The organism is Labrys sp. F242 (assembly GCF_057813875.1).
This window is the reverse complement of record NZ_JBVASG010000001.1, coordinates 914,718-937,446: the sequence shown is the minus strand read 5'-3', so window position 1 is coordinate 937,446 and position 22,729 is coordinate 914,718. Positions and strand designations below refer to the sequence as shown.

General features: G+C 65.1%; 17 protein-coding genes and 1 other annotated feature. Of the genes, 15 read left to right on the top strand and 2 right to left on the bottom strand.

Annotated elements, in window-relative coordinates; genetic code table 11:
- Nucleotides 1–22 precede the first annotated feature (22 nt).
- Nucleotides 23–889 (bottom strand): aromatic ring-hydroxylating dioxygenase subunit alpha, encoded by an 867-nt coding sequence (locus tag ACZYTC_RS04350; protein WP_488988993.1) that lies wholly within the window; start codon nucleotides 887–889, stop codon nucleotides 23–25.
- A gap of 195 nt (nucleotides 890–1,084) precedes the next feature.
- Here ACZYTC_RS04350 and ACZYTC_RS04345 point away from each other — a divergent pair, with 195 nt between their 5' ends.
- The 15 genes from ACZYTC_RS04345 to ACZYTC_RS04275 all read left to right on the top strand — a co-directional run bounded on the left by ACZYTC_RS04345 (nucleotide 1,085) and on the right by ACZYTC_RS04275 (nucleotide 21,426).
- Complete coding sequence (locus ACZYTC_RS04345; RefSeq protein ID WP_434957229.1) at nucleotides 1,085–1,855, top strand: GntR family transcriptional regulator; 771 nt, start codon at nucleotides 1,085–1,087, stop codon at nucleotides 1,853–1,855.
- A 63-nt stretch (nucleotides 1,856–1,918) separates the two neighbouring features.
- Entirely contained in the window at nucleotides 1,919–3,013 is a 1,095-nt protein-coding gene (locus ACZYTC_RS04340; protein ID WP_488988992.1) for a BMP family ABC transporter substrate-binding protein, read from the top strand.
- 92 nt (nucleotides 3,014–3,105) lie between these two features.
- The gene (locus tag ACZYTC_RS04335; RefSeq protein ID WP_488988991.1) at nucleotides 3,106–4,644 is read left to right on the top strand and encodes an ABC transporter ATP-binding protein; all 1,539 of its coding nucleotides are present in this window, start codon (nucleotides 3,106–3,108) and stop codon (nucleotides 4,642–4,644) included.
- Nucleotides 4,628–5,695 (top strand): ABC transporter permease, encoded by a 1,068-nt coding sequence (locus ACZYTC_RS04330; RefSeq protein ID WP_488988990.1) that lies wholly within the window; start codon nucleotides 4,628–4,630, stop codon nucleotides 5,693–5,695. The genes ACZYTC_RS04335 and ACZYTC_RS04330 overlap by 17 nt, the downstream gene beginning before the upstream one ends.
- On the top strand, nucleotides 5,695–6,615 hold the full coding sequence (locus tag ACZYTC_RS04325) for an ABC transporter permease (RefSeq protein WP_488988989.1): 921 nt from the start codon (nucleotides 5,695–5,697) through the stop codon (nucleotides 6,613–6,615). The genes ACZYTC_RS04330 and ACZYTC_RS04325 overlap by 1 nt, the downstream gene beginning before the upstream one ends.
- 95 nt (nucleotides 6,616–6,710) lie before the next feature.
- Complete coding sequence (locus ACZYTC_RS04320) at nucleotides 6,711–8,006, top strand: amidohydrolase family protein (RefSeq protein ID WP_488988988.1); 1,296 nt, start codon at nucleotides 6,711–6,713, stop codon at nucleotides 8,004–8,006.
- Between the two features lie 161 nt (nucleotides 8,007–8,167).
- Nucleotides 8,168–9,202, top strand: coding sequence for a BMP family protein (locus ACZYTC_RS04315; RefSeq protein ID WP_434957235.1), 1,035 nt, complete (start codon nucleotides 8,168–8,170; stop codon nucleotides 9,200–9,202).
- A gap of 238 nt (nucleotides 9,203–9,440) precedes the next feature.
- Entirely contained in the window at nucleotides 9,441–10,952 is a 1,512-nt protein-coding gene (locus tag ACZYTC_RS04310) for an ABC transporter ATP-binding protein (protein WP_488988987.1), read from the top strand.
- A 13-nt stretch (nucleotides 10,953–10,965) separates the two neighbouring features.
- Nucleotides 10,966–12,021, top strand: coding sequence for an ABC transporter permease (locus ACZYTC_RS04305; RefSeq protein ID WP_488988986.1), 1,056 nt, complete (start codon nucleotides 10,966–10,968; stop codon nucleotides 12,019–12,021).
- Nucleotides 12,018–12,962, top strand: a complete 945-nt coding sequence (locus tag ACZYTC_RS04300; protein ID WP_434957238.1) for an ABC transporter permease — start codon at nucleotides 12,018–12,020, stop codon at nucleotides 12,960–12,962. Before ACZYTC_RS04305 ends, ACZYTC_RS04300 begins: the two co-directional genes overlap by 4 nt.
- Before the next feature lie 104 nt (nucleotides 12,963–13,066).
- Nucleotides 13,067–13,122 (top strand) — a sequence feature (sul1 is cis-regulatory element that is thought to sense ions involved in sulfur or methionine metabolism; They are found in Alphaproteobacteria).
- A 69-nt stretch (nucleotides 13,123–13,191) separates the two neighbouring features.
- Nucleotides 13,192–14,676 carry a SulP family inorganic anion transporter gene (locus tag ACZYTC_RS04295; RefSeq protein ID WP_434957239.1) on the top strand — a complete coding sequence of 495 codons (1,485 nt, stop codon included), beginning with the start codon at nucleotides 13,192–13,194 and terminating at the stop codon, nucleotides 14,674–14,676.
- A 326-nt stretch (nucleotides 14,677–15,002) separates the two neighbouring features.
- On the top strand, nucleotides 15,003–15,725 hold the full coding sequence (locus tag ACZYTC_RS04290; RefSeq protein ID WP_488988985.1) for an ImuA family protein: 723 nt from the start codon (nucleotides 15,003–15,005) through the stop codon (nucleotides 15,723–15,725).
- Complete coding sequence (locus ACZYTC_RS04285; protein WP_488988984.1) at nucleotides 15,640–17,358, top strand: Y-family DNA polymerase; 1,719 nt, start codon at nucleotides 15,640–15,642, stop codon at nucleotides 17,356–17,358. The genes ACZYTC_RS04290 and ACZYTC_RS04285 overlap by 86 nt, the downstream gene beginning before the upstream one ends.
- Nucleotides 17,355–20,681, top strand: coding sequence for an error-prone DNA polymerase (locus ACZYTC_RS04280; protein WP_434957242.1), 3,327 nt, complete (start codon nucleotides 17,355–17,357; stop codon nucleotides 20,679–20,681). The genes ACZYTC_RS04285 and ACZYTC_RS04280 overlap by 4 nt, the downstream gene beginning before the upstream one ends.
- 10 nt (nucleotides 20,682–20,691) lie before the next feature.
- Nucleotides 20,692–21,426, top strand: coding sequence for an endonuclease III domain-containing protein (locus ACZYTC_RS04275; protein WP_488988983.1), 735 nt, complete (start codon nucleotides 20,692–20,694; stop codon nucleotides 21,424–21,426).
- 81 nt (nucleotides 21,427–21,507) lie between these two features.
- On the opposite strand, the gene ACZYTC_RS04270 is transcribed toward ACZYTC_RS04275, so the two are convergent.
- On the bottom strand, nucleotides 21,508–22,590 hold the full coding sequence (locus tag ACZYTC_RS04270) for a dipeptidase (RefSeq protein ID WP_488988982.1): 1,083 nt from the start codon (nucleotides 22,588–22,590) through the stop codon (nucleotides 21,508–21,510).
- Between the last annotated feature and the right edge of the window lie 139 nt (nucleotides 22,591–22,729).

The window sequence follows — 22,729 nt, the reverse complement described above, 5'->3', positions numbered from 1 at the left end:
CATATCGCGGCGGCACAAGGCATCACGGCCGCGCCGGAATGGCGCCATAGGAGACCGAATGGTCCCTCAGCCAGCGCCGGTAGTGGATGGAGACGGCGTCGGCGCGGATCGGGGTTTCGGCACGCGGATCGAGCGGCAGCCGTTTCGGCACCTGGTTTTCCAGGATCGGCTTGTCCTGGGCGAAGATCAATTGCATGAAACCACGGATGGCGGCCTCACCAGTCCCGTCCTTCACATAGCAAAGCAGGGGGTGTGCAATGCAATTCTCCTCATCCACCGGCTGGACGAACAACACGATCACGTCCGAGCGATGCTTGTGCACGGAATTGCTCTTGTAGAGTGCCACTGTATAGGGCCTGATCACCTTGTAGACATACTCGACCAGGAAGCCACCCTGCGCGGAAGGCGAGGCGAAGGGCTGGAAGAACTTGCATTCGGTCGCCAGGATCTCATCGGCCTCGGTCACCCGTACATTGTAGGGCGCCACCTCCGTATGGGGTTCCTCTCCCAGGGTACCCGAATGCACGAAGGGGAGATGGCCCAGATCCAGAAAATTCTCCACCGCCCGCAGTCCAGAGGCGCGGACGGCGATCGAGCCGCCGGTCACCAGATAGCGATCCTCCTCCTCGGCTTCCGGCACAAGCGGGATGTCACGCTCGGGCACGCCCAGGCATGCCCATAGAAAACCGTATCGGCAGGTCGAGGCGACCGGTTCACCATCGTGCTGGCGGATCACTCGCCAGCAGGCGCCGTCTCCGGAGCGGATATTCAACGCCACGCCCAGCAGGCGGGTTTGGAAGGGCTTGTCGGGTGCCAGGTTGGTCAGGTCGGCGATCACGTGCCAGTCGTTCAGAAGGAACCGGTCGCGACAAAGGGTTGCTGTGTTCATCGCACCCTCCCTTGGCTAGCTCTTCCCCATGAACCTAGCTCTGTTACGGCTCATTGGAACCACAGGATTGGATATCAATCAATTAAAAATTGCACAACAAAGAAGGATTCTTGATTGACACAGAGAGAGGATTGAATACCGATATAACGGAGGCAGTTCGCATATGGCGCGTTGCCGGCGCGGGAGGTAATGGGCATGAGCAGCCGCTCGCAGGCGATAGCCGACATCCTGACCCGGGCCATCATCGAGCACCGGCTGGTGCCCGGCTGCAAGCTCGGAGAGCGTGACCTCGCCGAGATCTTCGATGTCAGCCGCATCGTGGTGCGCCAGGCCCTGATCCGGCTCGCCGATGACGGCCTCGCGCAGATCGAGCGCAATCGCGGTGCCTTCGTCGCCCGCCCCGGCATGCAGGAAGCGCTGGAAATCTATGACGCGCTGACGCTGGTGGAACAGGGCGTGGCGGCCCAGCTCAGCGATCGGCTGGGGCCGGCCGGCTGGGCCGAATTGCGCCAGCATGTCGAACGCCAGAGGCAGGCCATCGCGGCTGGCAATGATGCCCTGGCGGATGTCCTCGGCCAGGAGTTCCACACGATCTTCGTCCGCCTGAGCCGCAACAAGGTGATGCAGGATATTCACGCGCAGCTGGTCCGCCGTACCACGCTGCTGCGTTCGCTGGTCACCGCCGATTTCGACTATTGCAACCTGATCGACGACCATTCGCGGGTGATCGACCTGCTCGAAAAGGGTCGCCTCAAACAGGCGATGGAACTGATCGACACCCATCATCGCAGCGTGGTGCGCGGCTATATCATGGATCGGCAGGTCTTTCCCGAGTTGTCGCCGCGCGAAGCGCTGGCGCCCTATCTCGAGCACAAAGCCGGCGAAGCTTCGCAAGCCAGGCCGCAACTCGCCAGAAAGAGCAATGGTGAGGCGGCAAAACATCGTCACAGCCACACTTCGAAATAGACACTTCCATACAGACTCGGCAACAAGCCGGGCAATCACCGAGCCAACAGAGGGACTGCCACCATGATCGACCTGACCAGGCGAAAATTCCTGCAATACTCCGGCATGGCCGGCGCTGCTTTGGGCACCGGCAGCTTTGCAAGCCGCGCTTACGCCGAGGAGCAACTCAAGATCGGCGTCGTCTATGTTTCGCCCATCGCCGATATCGGCTGGACCAAGCAGCACAGCCTCGGCGTCGAGGCGATCAAGAAGGAATTGGGCGACAAGGTCGCGATCACCGTCATCGACAACATCTTCATGCCGCAGGATGCCGAGCGCGTGTTCCGCGAGCTCGCCTCCTCGGGAAACAAGCTGATCTTCGGCACCAGCTTCTCACACGGCACCCCGCTGCAGAAGGTGGCGCCGCGCTTCCCCAAGATCGCCTTCGAGCATTGCTCGGGCATCGTGCATCTCGCCAATCTCGGCACCTTCGAAGCCAAATATTACGAAGGCACCTATGTCGCCGGCGCCGCTGCCGGGCATATGACCAAATCCGGCAAGATCGGCTTCATCGGCGGCTTCCCGATCCCCGACATCGTCGGCCCGGCCAACGCCCTGCTGCTCGGCGCCCAGAGCGTGAAGCCCGAGATTACCTGCAACGCCATCTTCCTCAATTCCTGGTTCGATCCCGGCAAGGAAAAGGAAGCGGCCAAGACCCTCTTGTCGCAAGGATGCGACGTCATCTGCTCAATGACCGATACCGCCACGGGCGTGCAAGTTGCCGGCGAGGGTGGCGCCTGGTCGATCGGTTACGCCAGCGACATGGCCAAGTTCGGCGCGGGCAAGCAGCTCACCTCCTTCACGCTGGACTGGTCGAGCGATTATGTGCGCGCCGCCAAGGGCGTGGCTGCCGGCACTTGGAAGCCCGAGGCCCGCTGGGATGGCCTGGCTGGCGGCGTGGTCAAGATGGCGCCCTATAACGAAGCCATCCCCAGCGACGTGGTCGCCAAGCTCAAGCAGCTCGAGGCCGATATCGGCGCTGGCAAGATCCACCCCTATGCAGGCGAGCTCAAGGACCAGGCCGGCACTATCAAGGTCGCGGCCGGTGCGGTGGCCGCCGACGCCGACATTCGCGGCATGAACTGGTTCGTCAAGGGCATGATCGGCAAGCTCGGCTGAGGCTCCGGCGGCAAGATCCTCACCGGAGGGCCCGCTCTCCGGTGATGCCTTGCCGTGCCCATCCATCACGTCCAGCCAATGCAGGATCGGCCATGACCCCGCGTCTCGAACTGCGCGATATCACCAAGAGCTATCCCGGCGTCGTTGCCAATGACCGCATCTCACTCTCGATCATGCCTGGGGAAATCCATGCGGTGCTCGGCGAGAACGGCGCCGGCAAATCGACGCTGATGAAGATCATCTACGGCGCTGCCCAAGCCGATACCGGCGAGATCCATTGCGACGGCAGGCTGATCGAGGCGCATGATCCGGCGAGCTCGCGCGCCCTCGGCATCGAGATGGTCTACCAGCATTTCGCCCTGTTCGAGTCCGTCACCGTCGTCGAGAACATCGCCCTCAGCGCCCCCGGCCCCTTTCGCCTGGATGCCCTGGCCGGGCAGATTATCACCCTGTCGGAACGCTACGGCATGCCGATCGACCCCTGGCGCCGGGTGCACGACCTCTCCGTCGGTGAACGCCAGCGCGTCGAGATCGTGCGCTGCCTGCTGCGCACGCCCAAGCTGCTGATCCTGGACGAACCCACCTCGGTGCTCACCCCGCAGGCCGTGGTGAAATTGTTCGAGACGCTGCGCCAGCTTGCCGCCGAAGGCTGCAGCATCCTCTATATCAGCCACAAGCTCGACGAGGTGCAGGCGCTCTGCGACTCCGCCACCGTGCTGCGCAATGGCCGGGTGACCGGCACCGCCAAGCCCAAGCAGAGCACCTCGGTGGAGCTGGCGCGGCTGATGGTCGGCGCAGCCTTGCCCGAGATGAAGGTCACGCCCTCGACACTCAGCGCCGAACCGATCCTCAAGGTGCGCGGTCTGTCGGTGCTCGCCGACAAGGGCAGCGTCGCCTTGCACGATGTCGGCTTCGACGTGCATGGCGGCGAGATCGTCGGCCTTGCCGGCGTCTCGGGCAATGGGCAGGCCGAGCTGATCGCCGCCCTCAGCGGCGAGCGGCCCGTCGCAAGCCCTGAGGCCATCCATTTCGGCGACCAGCCCGTCGGCCGGCTCGATGCTGCCGCCAGGCGCCGGCTCGGCTTCGCCTTCGTGCCGGAGGAAAGGCTCGGCCGCGGTGCCGTGCCTCCTCACTCGCTTTGGGAGAACGCCGTGCTCACGGCCCATGGCAAGGGCCTGGTGCGCCATAGCCTGGTCGACCGCAGGCGGGCGGCCAGCTTCGCCGGCAGTATTATCGACAAATTCAAGGTCAAGGCGAACGGCCCGCGGGCGAGCGCACGCAGCCTGTCGGGCGGCAATCTGCAGAAATTCATCGTCGGGCGAGAGATTGCGCTTGCCCCGAAGCTGTTCCTGGTCTCCCAGCCGACCTGGGGTGTCGATGTCGGCGCGGCGGCCTTCATCCACCAGACGCTGATCGATCTCAGCCGCGCCGGTGCCGCCGTGCTGGTGATCTCCGAGGAACTCGACGAACTCTTCGAGATCTGCGACCGGCTGTTGGTGATCTGCCAGGGGCGGGTCTCCTCGCCTCTCATCCGGGACGAGACCAATCGGGAGGAGGTCGGCCTGCTCATGACCAGGATCGGTGGCCGGGGCCAGAATGGTGGGAGCGGTTCCGTTGCGCTTCAAGATTGAACAAAGACCCGAACCATCCGCCGCCGTGCGCCTCGCCGCGCCCCTGGTCGCGATCATGCTGACTTTGCTGGTCGGCTCCATCCTGTTCGCGGCGCTGGGCCAGGATCCGCTCCAGACCCTGCAGGCCTTCTTCATCGCACCGCTGAATTCGCTGAACGGCGTGTCGGAGTGGCTGCTGAAAGCCTCACCTTTGATCCTGATCGCCTGCGGCCTGGCCGTCGGTTTCCGCGCCAATGTCTGGAACATCGGTGCCGAAGGCCAGCTGATCGTGGGAGCGATCGCAGCCTGCGGCGTCGGCCTGTTCTATCCCGATCCGGAAAGCCGGCTGCTGCTGCCGCTGATGATCATGGCCGGGGCGCTGGCCGGCATGGCCTGGGCCGCAATCCCCGCCTTCCTCAGGGCACGGATGAACACCAACGAGATCCTGGTCACGTTGATGCTCACCTATATCGCCGGCCTGCTGCTGTCCTGGCTGGTGCATGGTCCCTGGCGCGATCCTGCCGGCTTCAACTATCCGCAGACGGCGCTGCTGCCTCCCGCCGCTATGTTTCCCGTCTTCGACGATGCCTATCGCCTCAACACCTCGATCATCCTCACCGTGATCGGCGTGATCGCGATGTGGCTGTTCACCGACCGCAGCTTTCTCGGTTACAAGATGTCGGTGAGCGGCGCGGCGCCCCTGGCCGCCCGCTATGCCGGCTTCCGCGAATCCGCTGCGGTGTGGACGGGCCTGCTCGCCGGAGGCGCGGCCGCGGGTATTTCAGGCATGGCCGAGCTTTCCGGGCCGCTCGGACAATTGTCTCCGCAGATCTCGCCGGGCTACGGTTTCGCGGCGATCATCGTCGCCTTCATCGGCCGGCTCAACGCCTTCGGCATCGTCTTCGGTGGCCTGTTGATGTCGCTTCTCTTCCTCGGCGGCGAAAGCGTGCAGCTTACCCTGGGCCTGACCTCGTCCCTCACCCGCATCTTCCAGGGCATCCTGCTGTTCTTCCTGCTGGCCGCCGACTTCTTCATCTTCTACCGGTTCAGCCTCGTGCGGGAGCATGCCTGATGGATCTGTTCATCGCGATCTTCACCGGCACCATCATTGCCGCCACGCCATTGATCTATGCCGCACTCGGCGAATTGGTGGTGGAGAAATCCGGCGTCCTCAATCTGGGCATCGAGGGCATGATGCTGATGGGTGCCGCCTTTGCCTTCTGGGCGGTGATATCGGGCCTGCCGATGCCCGTCGCAATCCTGATCGGCGCGCTGGCCGGTGCCGCAGCCTCGCTCCTGTTCGGGGTGCTCGCCCTCACCTTCCTCACCAATCAATATGCCGCCGGCCTGGCGCTCGCCATCTTCGGCTCCGGCGTCTCCGCCTTTGTCGGCCGCAATTTCGGCAGCGCCCCGATCGAGGCCCTGAAGCCGCTCGACATCCCCGTGCTCTCTGCGCTTCCAGTGGTCGGGCCGATGTTCTTCCGCTTCGACGCTCTGGTCTATCTGGCTTTTGTGCTGTTCGCGGCGATCACCTGGTTCCTTTATCGGACGAAGGCGGGCCTGGTCCTGCGCACCATGGGCGAGTCGCCGGAGACCTCGCATGCGATCGGCTATCCGGTCGTGCGCATCCGCTACATGGCCGTGCTGTTCGGCGGGTTGATGGCGGGCCTTGCCGGTGCCTATCTCTCGGTTGCCTATACCCCGCTCTGGGTCGAGAACATGACATCAGGCAAGGGCTGGATCTCCCTAGCCCTGGTGGTCTTCGCCACCTGGCGGCCGCTCCGCGTGCTGCTCGGCGCCTGGCTGTTCGGCGGCATGACCATCCTGCAATTGCAGGGCCAGGCGCTCGGCATAGCGGTTCCCTCCGAGCTGCTATCGGCCCTGCCCTATCTCGCCACCATCGTGGTGCTGGTGCTGATCTCGCGCAACCGCCAGATGCTGGCCCTGCATTTCCCGGCCTCGCTGGCCAAGCCGTTCAGGCCGGCAGGATGAGGGCAAGGCTACTTGCGCCATTGGCCGAATCCGTCAAACCGCCCATGATGGCAACCGCCCTTCCCTTCTGAACGAATTGCAACGGAACCGCCCCGATGTCGCTCGACCTCATCGTCACCAACGCCACCCTGCCCGACGGACGCACCGGCCAGGACATCGCGGTTTCGGCTGGACGCATCACCGCCATCGAGCCTGGAATCATCGGCGAGGCGGCCCAGCGTATCGATGCCGGCGGGCAGCTGGTGGCGCCGCCTTTCGTCGACTGCCACTTCCACATGGACGCCACTTTGTCGCTGGGCCTGCCGCGGCTCAACCAGTCGGGCACGCTGCTGGAGGGTATCGCCCTGTGGGGCGAGCTCAAGCCCATGCTGACCCATGAGGCCGTGATCGAAAGGGCGCTGCGCTATTGCGATCTCGCTGTCAGCCAGGGCCTGCTGGCCGTGCGCAGCCATGTCGACATCTGCGACGACCGTCTGCTCGCGGTCGAAGCGCTGCTCGAGGTCAAGGCCAGGGTCAAACCTTATCTCGACCTGCAGCTCGTCGCCTTCCCGCAGGACGGTTATTACCGCTCGCCCACCGCCGCCAGGAACCTCGAGCGGGCGCTCGACATGGGCGTCGACGTGGTCGGCGGCATTCCCCATTTCGAGCGTACGATGGAGGACGGCGCCGCCTCGGTGAAGGCGCTATGCGCTATCGCCGCCAAGCGCGGCCTGATGATCGATTTGCATTGCGACGAGAGCGACGATCCCCATTCGCGCCATATCGAGACGCTGGCGGCGGAGGCCCAGCGCCTCGGCCTGGGCCGGCGGGCCGCAGGCTCGCATCTCACCTCCATGCACTCGATGGATTCCTATTACGTCTCCAAGCTGCTGCCGCTGATCCTGGAGGCGGGCATCTTCGCGATCGCCAATCCGCTGATCAACATCACTTTGCAGGGCCGTCACGACAGCTATCCCAAGCGTCGCGGCCTGATGCGCATCCCTGAGATGCGGGCGCTCGGCATCCCCGTGGCGCTCGGCCAGGATTGCGTGATGGATCCCTGGTACGGGCTCGGCGGCGCCGACATGCTGGATGTCGCGCATATGGCGGTGCATGCCGTGCCGATGACCAGCCGCGAGGCGATACGCTGGGCCTTCGAGGCGGTGACGTCGGTGCCGGCAGCCGTGATGGGGCTGGAAGATTATGGCCTCGCCAAGGGCTGCCATGCCGATTTCGTCATCCTGCAGGCGGCCGACACCATCGAAGCGGTGCGTATGCGTCCGACCCGCCTCTTCGTCGTGCGCCGCGGCAAGGTGATTGCGCAGACCCCGGCCCGACGCAGCGCACTCGATCTGCCGGACCGTCCCGCCAGCCTCGATCCGGCGAGCTACGCACCGAAGGCGGCGGGGTGAACCCGGTGCGCCGGTCTCCGAACCGGATTTGACCATCTGGACAGACGTCACGCCAAAGGGCACATTGCTCTGGCAAGAGCCGACAAGTGCTTGGCAAACCAGACGTTCCATCCCGTATTTCGAACCGTTACAAACGTCATCCGACAAGAGAGGGGAATGACATGTCGCGCAAAGATCGCAATCCGCTTCACGGGGAATCAGGCCTGTCGCGCCGCCATTTCATCGGGCTCGGCGCTGCCGGCCTGGTCGCGGCGGGCCTGCCGCTGCCGGCTTTCGCCGCCTCCGACAAGAAGCTCAAGGTTGCGGCTATCTTCGCTACCCCGATCGAGGAACCCTGGGACAAGCAGATCCACCTCGCCCTCACCAAGGCGGCCAAGGAACTCGACATCGACTACAAGTTCTCCGAGAAGGTCCAGGCAGCCGATTTCGGCCGCGTCATGCGCGAATACGCGCAGGGCGGCTATGAGCTGGTGATGGGCGATGCCTTCGCCGCCGAGCGCGAGTCCCGCCGCACCGCCAAGCAGTTCCCCAAGACCGCCTTCCTGTTCGGTTCCGGCGCCGGTCCGGCCGAGCCCAATTTTGGCGTGTTCGACAACTGGATCCATGAACCGGCCTATCTGTCGGGCCTGATCGCCGGCAAGATGAGCAAATCCAATACCGTCGGCGCCGTGGCCGCCATGGGCATTCCCGAGGTCAACCGCCTGGTGAACGCCTTCTTCGCCGGCGCCAAGGAAGCCAATCCGCAGGTGAAGAAGAAAGTCACCTTCATCGGCTCCTTCTTCGATCCGCCCAAGGCCAAGGAAGCCGCCATTGCCCAGATCGACGGCGGCGTCGACGTCATCTATGCCGAGCGCTTCGGCGTGATCGACGCGGCCAAGGAAAAGAAGATCTATGCGATCTCCAACATGTCCGATCAATCAGACCAGGGACCGGACACCGTGATTACCGGCCCGGTCTGGGACATGTATCCCACCGTGCAGCAGGCCATCAAAATGGTGCGCGCCGGCGTGTTCACCGCCCAGGACTATGGCGACTTCTCGCGCATGGCCAAGGGCGGCTCCTCGCTCGCGCCCTATCACAAATTCGACAAGCTGCTGCCGGCCGAGGTGAAGGATCTGGTGGAGAAGAAGAAGGCGGAGATCCTCGCCGGCACATTCCGCGTCGACGTCGACGAGAACACCCCGGTCTCGGACTGAGCTACCTTTACCCTCCCCTGGATGTCCGCAACTCTCTTGAGTTGCGCAGGGAGGATCGACGCGCAGCGTCGGGGTGGGGTGGCCGGCGCCCCCTCAACGACAGTGTCGACATTGATGGTTTGGAAGAAAATCACTGCCAGCCATCACCCCACCCCGGACTTCGTCCGACCCTCCCTGCGCAACTCAAGAGAGTTGCGGACATCCAGGGGAGGGTAGAAACCAGGTGCGCCTTCCACCCATGCCCCCTTCCCCTCCCCTCGTCGAGATGCGCGGCATCTCCAAGCGCTTCGGCACCGTCCAGGCCAATGCGGACGTCGATCTCCTGGTGCGCCCGGGCGAGATCGTCGGCCTGCTCGGCGAAAACGGGGCGGGCAAGACCACGCTGATGAACATCCTGTTCGGCGCCTATGCGGCGGACGAAGGCGAGATCCTGATCGACGGCCAGGCACGGTGCATCCAGAATTCCGCCGATGCGCTCAGCGCCGGCATCGGCATGGTGCATCAGCACTTTCATCTGGCTCCCCGCCTCAGTGTGCTCGAAAACCTGCTGGTCGGTCTGCCAGGGCGGGGTGGACGGCTCGATCGGACAGGCGCCCTGGTCCGCCTCGGCGAGATTGCCGCCAAGTTCAATCTCCGCCTCGATCCAGACAGGCCGGTCTCCTCGCTTGCCGTCGGCGAGCAGCAGCGCCTGGAGGTGATCAAGGCCCTGTTTCGCGGCGCGAGACTCCTTATCCTTGACGAACCCACTGCCGTCCTCGCGCCCGAAGAGGCGGAAGGATTGTTCAAGGCGCTAAGGGCGATGACGGGCGAGGGCCTCGGCATCATCTTCATCTCGCACAAGCTCACCGAGGTACGCGCCATCACCGATCGCTGCGTGGTGCTGCGCCATGGCCGCGTCGTCGGCTCGATCGACGAACCCGCCAAGACCTCCTCTTCCGAGATGGCGCGGCTGATGTGCGGCCAGGAGATCGTGCCGCCGCAGCGCCCCATCTCCGAGCCTGGCGCCGTGGTCCTGTCCTTGGAAAACATCTCGACCGACCGGCATGGCGGCATGCGGCTTGCCAGCGTTTCCCTTTCCGTGCGCGAGGGCGAGATCCTCGGCATCGCGGGCGTGACCGGCAATGGCCAGCGGGCCCTGGCGGATGTGGTCGCCGGCATGCTCGCTCCCTCGGCTGGGACGCTGAAGATCGCGGGCGCCGAAGTCGTGCCCTATGGCCCGCGCCGCGTACAGGAGATGGGGCTCGGCCGCATCCCCGAGGATCGCATGACCCAGGGCATGGTCACGGCCCTGCCCCTGGCCGATTCGATGGTGTTGCCCCGCATCGGCACTTCCGCCTTCTCGGCGCGCGGCCTCCTCAAGCCCGGCGCCATTCAGGCCTTCGCCGAGGGACAGATCCGGGCCTTCGACATACGCTGCCCCGGGCCCATGGCGAGAGCCGGTTCGCTGTCCGGCGGCAACATGCAGAAGGCCCTGCTGGCGCGCGAACTCGCCTTCGATCCCAAGGCGTTGATTGTCGCCCAGCCAACCCGCGGCCTCGACGTCGGCGCCGCTCGCTTCGTGCATGAGCGGTTTCTCGACCTGCGCGCCCGCCGCCGCGGCCTGATCGTGATCAGCGAGGACCTAGAGGAATTGCTTACCCTCTCCGACCGCATCGCCGTGCTCTATGAGGGGCGCGTGGCCGGTATCCTGCCGGCCGCCGAAGCGACGATCGAGAAACTCGGCCTGTTGATGACAGGAGCCAAGAACTGATGTTGAGGCACTGATGTTGAGGCTGGAACCCCGCCAATCCACCCCTGTCTGGTTCAATATCGCCCTGCCCATCCTGGCGGTGCTGGTCACGCTCGTCCTCTGCAGCGGCCTGATCGTCCTGGCCGGCGCCAATGTCTTCGAGGCCTATGGCCTGATGCTGAAAGGTGCCTTCGGTGATTTCTACGCCCTCACCGAAACGCTGGTGAAGGCCGCGCCGATGATCTTCACCGGCCTCGCCGTCGCCGTCGCCTTCCGCGCCAAGTTCTGGAACATCGGCGCCGAGGGCCAGTTGATGGCCGGAGCGGTGGCGAGCTGCTTCGTCGGCAGCTTTGCGATGCCAAGCGCCCTTGCCTACATCGCCATGGCGCTGGCGGGTGCGGCAGCCGGAGGCATCGCTGCGCTGGTGCCAGCTTTGCTCAGGGTGAAGCTCAAGGTCGACGACGTTGTCTCCTCGCTTCTCCTCAATTCGGTAATCCTGCTTGGCGTGCTCGCCCTGATCGAAGGACCCTGGAAGGATTCGCTCAGCGGCTATCCGATCTCGCCGCCGATCGAGGACAGCGCCAATTTCCCGATCTTCTTCGAGGGCACGCGGCTGCATCTGGGCGTGCTGGCTGCCCTCGTCGCGGCGCCGGCCATCTGGTTCCTGATCACGCGTACCACCCTGGGCTTTGCCATCCGCGTCACCGGCGAGAATGCCGAGGCGGCCGCCTATGGCGGCATCAAGGTCAATGCCATCCTGGTCGCCACCGCTTTGCTTTCCGGCGGACTGGCGGGCCTGGCCGGTGTCGGCGAGGTCGGCGGCGTGCATTTCCAGGTAATGGGAGACCTGTCGCCGGGCTATGGCTATAGCGGCATCGTCATCGCCATGCTGGCCCGCCTCAATCCGCTCGGCGTGGTGCCGGCGGCCCTGTTCTTCGCGGCGGCGATGACCGGCGCCGAGGCGATGTCGCGCGCCACCGGCGTGCCGGTCTTCCTGGCCGACGTCATCCAGGGCACCTCCCTCCTGACCATGCTGGTCGCACTCCTGTTCACCTCCTATCGCCTGCGACGCTCGGGGGTTATGGCATGAACCTGATCCTCGAACAGATCTTCCAGGTCGGCTTCTTCGCGGCGACCTTGCGCATCGCCACCCCCCTGATCTTCGCCACGCTCGGCGAACTGATCTCCGAGCGCGCGGGCGTGCTCAATCTCGGTATCGAAGGCATCATGCTGCTCTCGGCCATGACCGGCTTTACCGCCGCCTATTTTACCGGCAGCCCCTGGCTCGGCGTCCTCGCCGCCATCGCAACCGGCGCCCTGCTCGGTGCGCTGCACGCCGTACTGACGGTGGCGCTCGGCCTCAGCCAGCATGTCTCGGGCATCGGCATCACCTTGTTCGCCTCGGGCCTTGCCTATTTCTTCTATCGCCTGGTGTTCGGCCAGCAGGCCTCGCCGCCGACCATCGCGGCCTTCCAGCCGGTGCCGATCCCCGGCCTTGCCGAGATTCCGATCCTTGGGCCGATCCTGTTCCAGCAATACGCCCTGGTCTATCTGGCGCTGATCGGCGTCGCCCTCACCGCTTTTTTGATCTATCGCACGCCCTGGGGCCTCGGCCTGCGCATGGTGGGGGAAAACCCGCGCGCCGCCGATTCCGCCGGCATCAGCGTGATCGCCCGCCGCTTCGAAGCCGTCATCCTCGGCGGTGCCCTGATGGGCCTCGGCGGCGCCTTCCTCACCATGGCCCAGTTCAACGCCTTCACCTTCGGCGTGATCTCGGGACGCGGCTGGATCTGCATCGCCCTGGTGGTGTTCGGTCGCTGGGATCCCCTGCGCGCCACTGGCGCCGCCTTGCTGTTTGCCTGCGTCGACGCGCTGCAACTGCGCCTGCAGGCGGTGGGCCTGGGACATATCCCCTACCAGATCTTCCTGATGCTGCCCTTCCTGCTCACCATCGTCGCCATGGCGATGATGTCGCGCAATGCCATGGCACCATCAGCCCTGCTGAAACCCTTCCGCAAGGAGGAGCGCTGAGAGCGCGACCGCCCTAGGTTTGCTGCCGGCCGCAACAAAATGTAGCCAGCGCTGCCTTTCGCCTTGCCTCAGCCCGTGCCTTGCCGATAGAAGAGCCTTATTCAGAAGGACCCGGTGAAATTCCGGGTGGCTCTTCCGGCCGCCGATCCGCCGGATAACGCAAATGGCGCGACAGCATCATCCAACCCGTTTCACCGGGTATGGCCGCATGTCCCTTGCGAATTTTCTCATGAACAAATTGTCTGCCTATTCCCGGGAATGGTTTTCCAATCCACGCGGCGACGTGCTTTCCGGCATCGTCGTCGCCCTCGCCCTGATCCCCGAAGCCATCGGCTTTTCGGTGATCGCGGGCGTCGACCCCAAGGTCGGCCTTTATGCCTCCGTGGTGATCGCCTGCGTGATCGCCTTCACCGGCGGACGCCCCGCCATGATCTCGGCGGCAACGGCCTCCACGGCCGTGCTGATGACGGGCCTAGTGCGCGACCACGGCGTGCAATATCTGTTTGCGGCGACCATCCTGATGGGCGTCTTCCAGATCATCGCCGGCTTTCTCAAGCTCGGCCGGCTGATGCGCTTCGTCTCCCAGTCGGTGATGACGGGCTTCGTCAACGCCCTGGCGATCCTGATCTTCCTGGCCCAACTGCCCGAGCTCGTACATGTGCCGGTGGCGACCTACGGCCTGATCGCCCTCGGCCTCGCCATCATCTATCTGTTTCCCTATGTCACCAGGGCCATTCCCGCACCCCTGGTCGCGATCGCCGTGCTCACCGCCATCGCCTGGGGTCTCGGACTGGACGTGCGCACGGTGGCCCATCTGGGCGAGCTTCCCTCCACGCTGCCGAGCTTCGGCTTGCCTGAGGTGCCGCTGACGCTGGAGACGCTCAGGATCCTGACGCCGGTGGCGCTCACTCTGGCGGCCGTGGGCCTGCTTGAATCCCTGCTCACCGCGCAGATCGTCGACGACATGACGGATACGCCGAGCAACAAGAACCGCGAATGCGCCGGCCAGGGCATCGCCAACATGGCCTCAGCCGTGTTCGGCGGCATGGGCGGCTGCGCCATGATCGGCCAATCGGTGATCAACGTCTCCTCCGGCGCCCGCGGCCGTCTGTCCTCGCTGGTCGCCGGCGGCTTCCTCCTGGTCCTGCTGGTGGCGCTGCAGGACCTGCTCGCCATCGTGCCGGTCGCCGCCTTGACGGCGGTGATGATCATGGTCTCGGTCAACACCTTCTCCTGGCGCTCGCTCCTGCAATTGCGCAGCAATCCCGTGCCCTCCTCCGTGGTGATGCTGGCAACCGTCGGCACCGTGGTGGCGACGGCCGACCTCGCCAAGGGCGTGCTGGTGGGCGTGCTCCTGTCGGGCGTGTTCTTCGCCGGCAAGGTCTCGCGCCTCAGCCGCGTGCGTTCGAGCCTCTCGGCCGACGGCAAGGAGCGCGTCTATCGGGTCGAAGGGCAGATCTTCTTCGCATCGGCGGGTACCTTCAGCGATGCCGTCGACGTGCAGGAGCCCATCGAGCGCATCGTCATCGACGTCGGCGCGGCGCATTTCTGGGACATCTCGGCGGTCGGCGCGCTCGACCGCATCGTCCTCAAAGCGCGCCGCCAGGGGCGCGAGGTCGAGGTCGTCGGCCTCAACGAGGCCAGCGCCACCCTGGTGGAACGCTTCGCCGTGCACGACAAGGAAGGCCAGGCTGGTTCCCTGCCGTCACATTGAGGCGCGTTTCGCACGATCTTTGAAATCGGGGACTCTGCCATCCCGTCATGGAAGAGTCCCTTTACCATGCCGCGCTCTTTTGCGGTCGGATGGAGCGTGATCGAAGACTCCGCTTGAAATGTTCTTGTTTTGTTCTAATCTGAACGAAACGGATCATAGCCATGACGATACGCGTTGCCCCTCCTCCTGTTCCAAAACATTTTCCAGAAAAGTTGGCAGGCTTTTCGGTTAAGAAAATGCGTCAAAACAATGAGGTAGAGAAAAATCGGGATCCAGCGGAATCGCAATTTTCTCTCGCCGGCCAACGGGCCGAGAAGCTGGCGGAATTGCGTGCTCTGCTGCCCCGGCTCGATCATGTGCATGCCGATGCCGGCGTGCTGCCTTTCGGCATCGGGGAGATCGACGCGCGCCTGCCCGGCGGCGGCCTTGCCTTGGACGGCCTGCATGAAATTGCGCCGCAAACCATTTTCGACAATGGCAGCGCGCTGGGTTTCCTCGCCTCCCGCCTGTGCCTGCGACAGGCCAAGGGGACGATCTGGCTGGTGACATCACCGCGCGGCATGGCCGGCCTCGGGCGGCTCCATGGCCATGGCCTCAACGCCCTCGGCCTCGATCCTGCCGGGCTTATCGTGACGACGGCCGGCGACGAGACCGAGGCTGCCTGGGCCCTGGAGGAGATCCTGCGCTCCGGCGCCGCCGCTGCGGTGGCAGCCGTGACGGGTGGCGGCATGGACGCCGCCACCAGCCGCCGCCTCCAGCTCGCGGCCGCCTCCGCCCCCTGCCCCCTCTTCCTTTTGCGCCCGCCCCTCGCCGCGCCTTCCCTGGCCGCGATGTCCCGCTGGCGCATCGGTGCGGCCACCGGTCCGCGCGATCGTTTCAGCCTTCTCACCGCCTGGCGCTGGCACGTTCGGCTCGAACGCAGCCGCAACGGGCAAAGCGGATCCTGGCTCATGGAGTATGACCATGCCTCGCATCGTCTCGATCTATCTGCCACGCTGGCCGATCCAGCGCTTTCTCGTCGCCCAGAACAACACGCCAAGGTCGCTTGATACGATCGACGGCCATTATCCCTTCGTCCTGACGGTCGATGCTGCCGGGGGCCCGCGCATTGCCGCTGCCAGCAAGCCGGCCGAGATCGAAGGCCTGGCGGCGGGCGGGCTGGTTGCGGATGCCCGCGCCAAGGTGCCGGGGCTGCAGACCCGGCCGGCAATGCCGGAGGCCGATGCCCGGGCTCTGCACCGGCTCGGCTTGTGGGCGATGCGCTACACGCCCTCCGTGGCCCTCTATCGCGATGCCGACGGGGCCGACGGCCTGTTCCTCGACGTCACCGGCGCCAGCCATCTAGCGGGCGGCGAACAGACCCTCACCGCCGATATCGTCAAGCGCCTGCGCCATCTTCGTCTCGGTGCACGCGTGGCGCTGGCCGAGACGCCCGGTGCGGCCTGGGCTCTCTCCCGCTTTCATCCCCAGAATGGCTGCATCCTGGCCGAGGGGAGCGATCCCGGGCCGGCTCTTGCCGATCTGCCCCTGGCAGCCCTGCGCCTTGGTAACGACCTCGTCCAGACCCTGCGCCGTCTCGGCTTCACCCGCATCGGGGATCTCATCGGCAAGCCACGGGGGCCCTTCGCCGCGCGCTTCGATGCGATCCTGCTCAAGCGCTTCGACCAGGCCATGGGGCGGCGCGAGGAAGCCCTTGCCCTGATCGAACCGCCGCCGCTCTACCATCGTAGCCGCCAGCTCCTCGAGCCGGTGGTGAGCCAGGCAGCCGTGGTGCATGTCGCCACTCGCCTGATGCAGGACCTGGTTCCCGCCCTCGTCGCCGGCGGGGTGGCAGCGCGCGCTTTGCAGCTCCGCCTGTTCCGGGTCGATGGCGAGGTACGCACCATCCATATCGGCCTTGCCGCCGCCACACGCGATCCGGCCCATATTGCCAGGCTGGTGGAGCTCGACCTGGAAAGGCTGGGCGAGACCATCGATGCCGGCTTTGGCTTCGAGACCATCAGCCTCACCGCGACCGTCACCGAGAAATTCGGCCAGCGCCAGGCTCGTCTGTCCCTGCGGGAGGGACGCCGGGATGCGCCGCCGGCCGATGCCGGCGAACGCCGGGCCGAATTGATCGACGCTCTCCGCCAGCGCCTCGGCCCCGGCAGCGTGCGCCGGCTCCATCCCGTCGCCCGACACGATCCGGCCTTCGCCGAGGAGGCGCGCGATGCCGCCGATCCTGCACCGGCCTGGCCGGCGGCCGATGGCTTGCGTCAGCGGCCACCCTTGTTTCTGGACCAGCCCGAGCCCCTGCAGATCCTCGCCACCCGTCCAGACGGCCTGCCCGATCATGTCCGCTGGCGCGGTTCGTCCCATCACATTACTGCGCTGCAGGGACCGGAACGCATCGCCGGTCCCTGGTGGGAAGCGGCTCCCCCGGTCCTGCCCGACAAGTCGGGCAAGGAGGAATATGGCTGGGGCAAGATGGGCGAGGAAGCTCCTGCCCTCCCCAACGGTGAGAGCCCAAGGAGCCAGAAGCGCAACCGTTTCGAGGACGGAGAAGCCAGGCGCGAGCGCGCCGTCCTGCTGCCCGCGCCGACCTACCAGGACTATTACGTCGCCGAGACGCAGACCGGCCAACGCTTCTGGCTCTGCCATGACGGCCGGCAGAGCTGGTCCCTGCGAGGTCTGCTCGCATGAGATATGAGAGAGAGGCCGACAGCGGCTATGTCGCCCTTCCCGGCAGGGTGAAAGACCAGACGCTTCCTGTGGATTTGCCGACACCAGCCCCATCCGCCTATGCCGAGCTCGCCGTCACCACCAATTTCTCCTTCCTGCGCGGCGCCTCCTTCCCGCAGGACATGGTGAGGCAGGCCCAGAAGCTCGGCCTGGCCGGCATCGGCATCGCCGACCGTAACTCCTTCGCCGGCGTGGTCAGGGCCCTGCGCGAGGCCAAGAAATATCCGTCCCTGCGCTATCTGCCCGGCGTGCGCCTCGTCACCATGGATGGTTTCGAGGCCATCGCCTATCCCACCGACCGCGAAGCCTATGGTCGGCTCTGCCGCCTGCTCAGCGACAACAACAAGCGCATGGTGCGCGCGAAAGGCGAATGCCAGTTCGGCTTCGAAGCCATTCTCGACGCCTGCGAGGGGCAGAGACTGATCGTGCTGCCGCCCGACAGGCTCGATCCGCTCTTCGTCGAACGGGCAACCACGCTCGCCGAGGCCGCGCCAGGCTCCGTCTATCTCGCCGGCTGCCATCGCCTCAGGGGAGACGAACCCCGCCGCCTCGGCCTGATCGCCGAGCTGGGCGAGAGGATCGGCGCGCCGATGGTCGCCGTCAACGACGTGCTCTACCACGTGCCGGCCCAGCGGCCACTTGCCGACATCCTCACCTGCATCCGCGAAAAATGCACCTTGGCCGAGGCCGGCTTGCGACTTGAGATCAACGAGGAGCGCCATATCAAGTCGCCCGTCGAGATGGCCTTTCTCTTCGCCGACCATCCCGACGCACTGGCGCGCACGCTCGAAATCGTCGAGGCATGCACGTTCGACTTGCGGCAGCTACGCTACGAATATCCGGACGAGCCCATCCCACCGGGCAAGACCGCTCAGCAGCACCTGGAAGACCTGGCCTGGGCTGGCGCTAAGCGGCGCTTCGCCCGAGGTATTCCGGACAAGGTCTCCAAGCCAATGCGCGAGGAGCTTGCCCTGATCGCCAAGCTCGAATTCGCGCCCTATTTCCTGACCGTGCACGATATCGTCGATCATGCCCGCAACACCCTCGGCATCCTCTGCCAAGGGCGCGGTTCGGCTGCGAACAGCGCCGTGTGCTATTGCCTGGGCATCACCGAAGTCAATCCGAACGAAACGGAAGTACTGTTCTCTCGCTTCATCTCCGAGAACCGCGGCGAGCCACCGGATATCGACGTCGATTTCGAGCACGAGCGCCGCGAGGAAGTTATCCAACGTATTTATACGCACTATGGTCGCCGCCGTGCCGCCATCTGCTCGACGGTGATCCATTATCGCTCCAGGCGGGCGGTGGGCGAAGTTGGCAAGGTGCTGGGGTTGACGCCCGACGTGACAGCGGCTTTGTCGAAGACGGTCTGGGGCATGGGCATGCAGACTTGGACACCGAGCCGCGTGCGCCAGGCGGGCCTCGATCCCGACAATCCGGTGATCCGCCAGGCGCTGCATTTCACCGCTGCCCTCACCGGCTTTCCCCGCCATTTGTCGCAGCATGTCGGTGGCTTCGTGCTCACACGCCGAAGGCTCGACGACACTGTGCCTGTCTGCCACGCCACCATGGAGGATCGCACCTTCGTCGAATGGGATAAGGACGATATCGACGAAGTCGGGATGATGAAGGTCGATGTGCTCGCACTCGGCATGCTCAGCTGCATCCGGCGCGGGCTCGAACTGATCGAGCGCCATTACGACCGCGATCTCGGCGTGATCGCCGCCCTGCCCCGCAACGACAAGGCCACCTACGACATGCTCTGCAACGCCGATTCCGTCGGCGTGTTCCAGGTCGAGAGCCGGGCACAGATGTCGATGCTGCCGCGCTTGAGACCCGAAAAATTCTACGACCTCGTCATCGAGGTCGCAATCGTCCGTCCCGGCCCGATCCAGGGCGGCATGGTGCACCCCTATCTGAGACGTCGTGACAAACTCGAGCCTGTAAACTTTCCTTCCCCATCGTCCGAGTTCGGTGAGAAGGATGAACTCGAAGCAGTCCTGGGCCGCACGCTCGGCGTTCCCCTCTTCCAGGAACAGGCCATGGAGATCGCCATCAAGGCTGCCGGCTTCACGCCAGACGAGGCCGATGGCCTGAGGCGCGCCATGGCGACCTTCCGGCACACCGGCACGATCGGCAACTACAAGGAGATGTTCATCGGCGGCATGGTGCGCCGCGGCTATGAACAGGCCTTCGCCGAGCGCTGCTTCAGCCAGATCGAGGGCTTCGGCGAATATGGCTTCCCCGAAAGCCATGCCGCCAGCTTTGCCGTGCTGGTCTATGTCTCAGCCTATATCAAATGTCACTACCCCGACGTCTTCTGCGCCGCCATCCTCAACAGCCAGCCCATGGGCTTCTACCAGCCGGCGCAACTGGTGCGGGACGCCGAGAAGCATGGCGTCGAAATCAGGCCCGTCGACGTCAACTCCAGCGAGTGGGATTGCACGCTGGAACCGGCCAGCGATCCCATCAAACATCGCTTTGCCGTACGCCTCGGCATGCGGCTGGTCTCCGGGCTGAACGAGGACGAGATCACGGCAATGACCGGCCGGCGCGGCAACGGTTTTTCCAGCCTGGAGCGCTTCGGCACGGCAAGCGGCCTGCCACTGGCGGCAATGCAGAAACTGGCCGAGGCCGATGCCTTCCGCTCGCTCGGCCTGGACAGGCGCGAGGCCCTGTGGGCCGTGCGCCGCTTCGAGACCATCGGCATCGGCGTCACTAAGACGAGCCGGGACATGCCATTGCTGGCCGCCGATTTCGACGATGCCCTGTTTCCCGAACCTGCCGTCGCCCTGCCCGTAATGTCGCAAAGCGAGCATGTGCTGGAGGACTATCAGTCGACGGGCCTGTCGCTCAAGGCCCATCCCTGCTCCTTCCTGCGCCCGCAATTGCAGCATCTCGGCGCCATCACCAACGAGGCGCATCGCGACGTCAAGCTCAAGCAGGACAGCCTCGTCACCGTCGCCGGCCTGGTGGTGACGCGCCAGCGCCCCGGCACGGCCAGCGGCGTCGTCTTCATGACCATCGAGGACGAGACCGGCATCGCCAACATCATCGTGTGGTCGCGAACCTTCGAGAGGAACCGCCGCGCGGTGATGAATGCCCGCTTCGTCGCCATACGCGGCCGGCTCCAGCGTGCCAGCGATGTCGTGCATGTCATCGCCGAGGAGGTACTCGACCTCTCCGCCGAACTCGCCCGCTTGCGCGATATGACGGATGGCGCTTCACCGCCGCCGCCAGCCCAGCTCGAACTGAGCCTGTTCAAGAGCCGGGATTTCCATTGAGGAATTGGGTATGCCTGCCATCAGGGAGCAGATCCAGCTCGGGCTCGATTTCGGCCAGGAAGAGCCCATCGTCGTGCTGCGTCAGCGCCTGCTTGCGGCCTATGGCCCGCAACGCGACGCCCGGCGGCACACGCCGCCCGAACAGTTCGTCAAAGCACTGATCAGCTCGGAAACCTATGACTCTGCTTCCAAAAAAGCCTTCCAGGCCCTGTGCGAGCATTTCCGCCCCCTCGACAGGCTGGGGCAGAGCGATCCCCGCCAGGTACTCACGCATCTTGCCACCGTCACCCATCCCGAGAAGAAAGCCAGCCAGCTGGTTGCTTCGGTCGGCCGCATCGTCGAGCAGCGGGGACGGTTCGATCTCTCCCATCTCGCCGCGCTGTCGATCGAGGCCGGGATGGAACTGCTCCAGCTTTACGATGGCATCGGCCCCAAATGCGCGGCGGCCATCCTGAATTTCTCGACGCTCAGGCGGCGTGTCTTCGTGGTTGACAGGCACATCAAGCGTTTCGGCGAGCGCTTCGGCCTGTTTCCGCAAAGTGTGAGCTTCGCCATGGCCCATCGGATCATGCTGCGCCTGATGCCGGCGGCCTGGGACGCCGACGATCTCTATGAACTGCACTGGCTGATCAAACGCTTCGGCCAGAAGGTCTGCACCAGCCAGAGGCCGCTCTGCCCACGGTGCGAGATGGCGGCTCTATGCCGCCATGGATCCACCTCAATGCCGCGGGTTCCGACGCGTTAGGACATCGTCGCGCATAGCGTGGGAATCCTTCCCCGACTTTGGGGAAGGATTCTTGCGCTTTCTATTGGTCTCGGCTCGATCTCAAGCCTGCCCCTGCGTCCGCTCCAGCAGGGACAGCCAATTCTCATGGCCGATCTTGTGCAGCAGGGCCGACGAATATCCCGCGCCGCGCATCCTCTCGATCAGGCGCGGCAGGCCGGCGACGCTGCCGATGGCGGCGGGGATCACTGCACCGTCGAAGTCCGATCCGAAGGCGACGCCGTCCTCGCCCAGCCGTTCGACCAGGTAGTCGAGATGGCGCACCATGACGTCGAGATCGGTATCCGCGCGCATGGCGCCGTCCGGCCGCAGGAAGCAGGTGGCGAAGTTGAGGCCGACCACGCCGCGGCTCTCCCTGATGGCATCGAGCTGCCTGTCGGTGAGATTGCGCGTGGACTGGCACAGGGCGTGGACGTTGGAATGGGTGGCGACGAGCGGCGCCGTACTCAACCCGGCGACGTCCCAGAAGCCCTTCTCGTTGAGATGCGAGAGGTCGATCATGATGCCGCGCTTGTTGCACTGCCTCACCAACTCGCGGCCGGCCTCGGTCAGGCCAGGGCCGGTATCGGGCGAAGCAGGGAAGCGGAAGGGCACGCCATGGGCAAAGATGTTCGGGCGGCTCCACACCGGCCCGATCGAGCGCAGGCCGGCGGCGAAGAGCACGTCGAGATTGGCGAAATCGGCATCTACAGCCTCCGCCCCCTCGATATGCAGGACGGCCGCGATCTTGCCGGCCGCCATGGCGGCTCGGATCTCGACGGCGCTGCGGCAGATGGCGACGTCGTCAGGAAAGGCCCGCTCCAGCCGCAGCATGATCGACAGCATGGCGATGGTCGAAGCCTGCGCCTTTTCCAGGGGCAGCAGCGGCGGCAAAGGCAGATCGTAGCTCGTCCCCTTCATCTCCTCGTCCATGTTCGCCATGCTCAGGGGCGGCGGGAACATGGCGAAGAAGCCGCCGGCAAAACCGCCGGCGCGCGCTCGCGGCAGATCGATATGACCGGCACCGTCGCCCTCGCCGAACACCGTCTCTGCCGGTTTTGCCTTGTTGGAGGCCAGGTGCAGCAACGTGTCGTTGTGGCCATCGAAGACAGGGACGATGGCTGACGGTTCGACGGTCGGGTTCATGGGGGATTTCTTTCCAGGCTGGCAGCACGATCATTCGGCCCGGAAGGGGCCGACCTTCTCACCCAGGCGCTGCCACAGAGGATGCCTGAGAGATAACAAGCCCGGCCGTCGCGGCCGGGCTTGTTTCGTGGAGCGGATG

Coding starts and splice junctions, on each gene's coding strand:
- ACZYTC_RS04350 (WP_488988993.1), bottom strand. CDS start 889: ATGAACACAGCAACCCTTTGTCGCGACCGGTTCCTTCTGAACGACTGG.
- ACZYTC_RS04345 (WP_434957229.1), top strand. CDS start 1,085: ATGAGCAGCCGCTCGCAGGCGATAGCCGACATCCTGACCCGGGCCATC.
- ACZYTC_RS04340 (WP_488988992.1), top strand. CDS start 1,919: ATGATCGACCTGACCAGGCGAAAATTCCTGCAATACTCCGGCATGGCC.
- ACZYTC_RS04335 (WP_488988991.1), top strand. CDS start 3,106: ATGACCCCGCGTCTCGAACTGCGCGATATCACCAAGAGCTATCCCGGC.
- ACZYTC_RS04325 (WP_488988989.1), top strand. CDS start 5,695: ATGGATCTGTTCATCGCGATCTTCACCGGCACCATCATTGCCGCCACG.
- ACZYTC_RS04320 (WP_488988988.1), top strand. CDS start 6,711: ATGTCGCTCGACCTCATCGTCACCAACGCCACCCTGCCCGACGGACGC.
- ACZYTC_RS04315 (WP_434957235.1), top strand. CDS start 8,168: ATGTCGCGCAAAGATCGCAATCCGCTTCACGGGGAATCAGGCCTGTCG.
- ACZYTC_RS04310 (WP_488988987.1), top strand. CDS start 9,441: ATGCCCCCTTCCCCTCCCCTCGTCGAGATGCGCGGCATCTCCAAGCGC.
- ACZYTC_RS04305 (WP_488988986.1), top strand. CDS start 10,966: ATGTTGAGGCTGGAACCCCGCCAATCCACCCCTGTCTGGTTCAATATC.
- ACZYTC_RS04300 (WP_434957238.1), top strand. CDS start 12,018: ATGAACCTGATCCTCGAACAGATCTTCCAGGTCGGCTTCTTCGCGGCG.
- ACZYTC_RS04295 (WP_434957239.1), top strand. CDS start 13,192: ATGAACAAATTGTCTGCCTATTCCCGGGAATGGTTTTCCAATCCACGC.
- ACZYTC_RS04285 (WP_488988984.1), top strand. CDS start 15,640: ATGCCTCGCATCGTCTCGATCTATCTGCCACGCTGGCCGATCCAGCGC.
- ACZYTC_RS04280 (WP_434957242.1), top strand. CDS start 17,355: ATGAGATATGAGAGAGAGGCCGACAGCGGCTATGTCGCCCTTCCCGGC.
- ACZYTC_RS04275 (WP_488988983.1), top strand. CDS start 20,692: ATGCCTGCCATCAGGGAGCAGATCCAGCTCGGGCTCGATTTCGGCCAG.
- ACZYTC_RS04270 (WP_488988982.1), bottom strand. CDS start 22,590: ATGAACCCGACCGTCGAACCGTCAGCCATCGTCCCTGTCTTCGATGGC.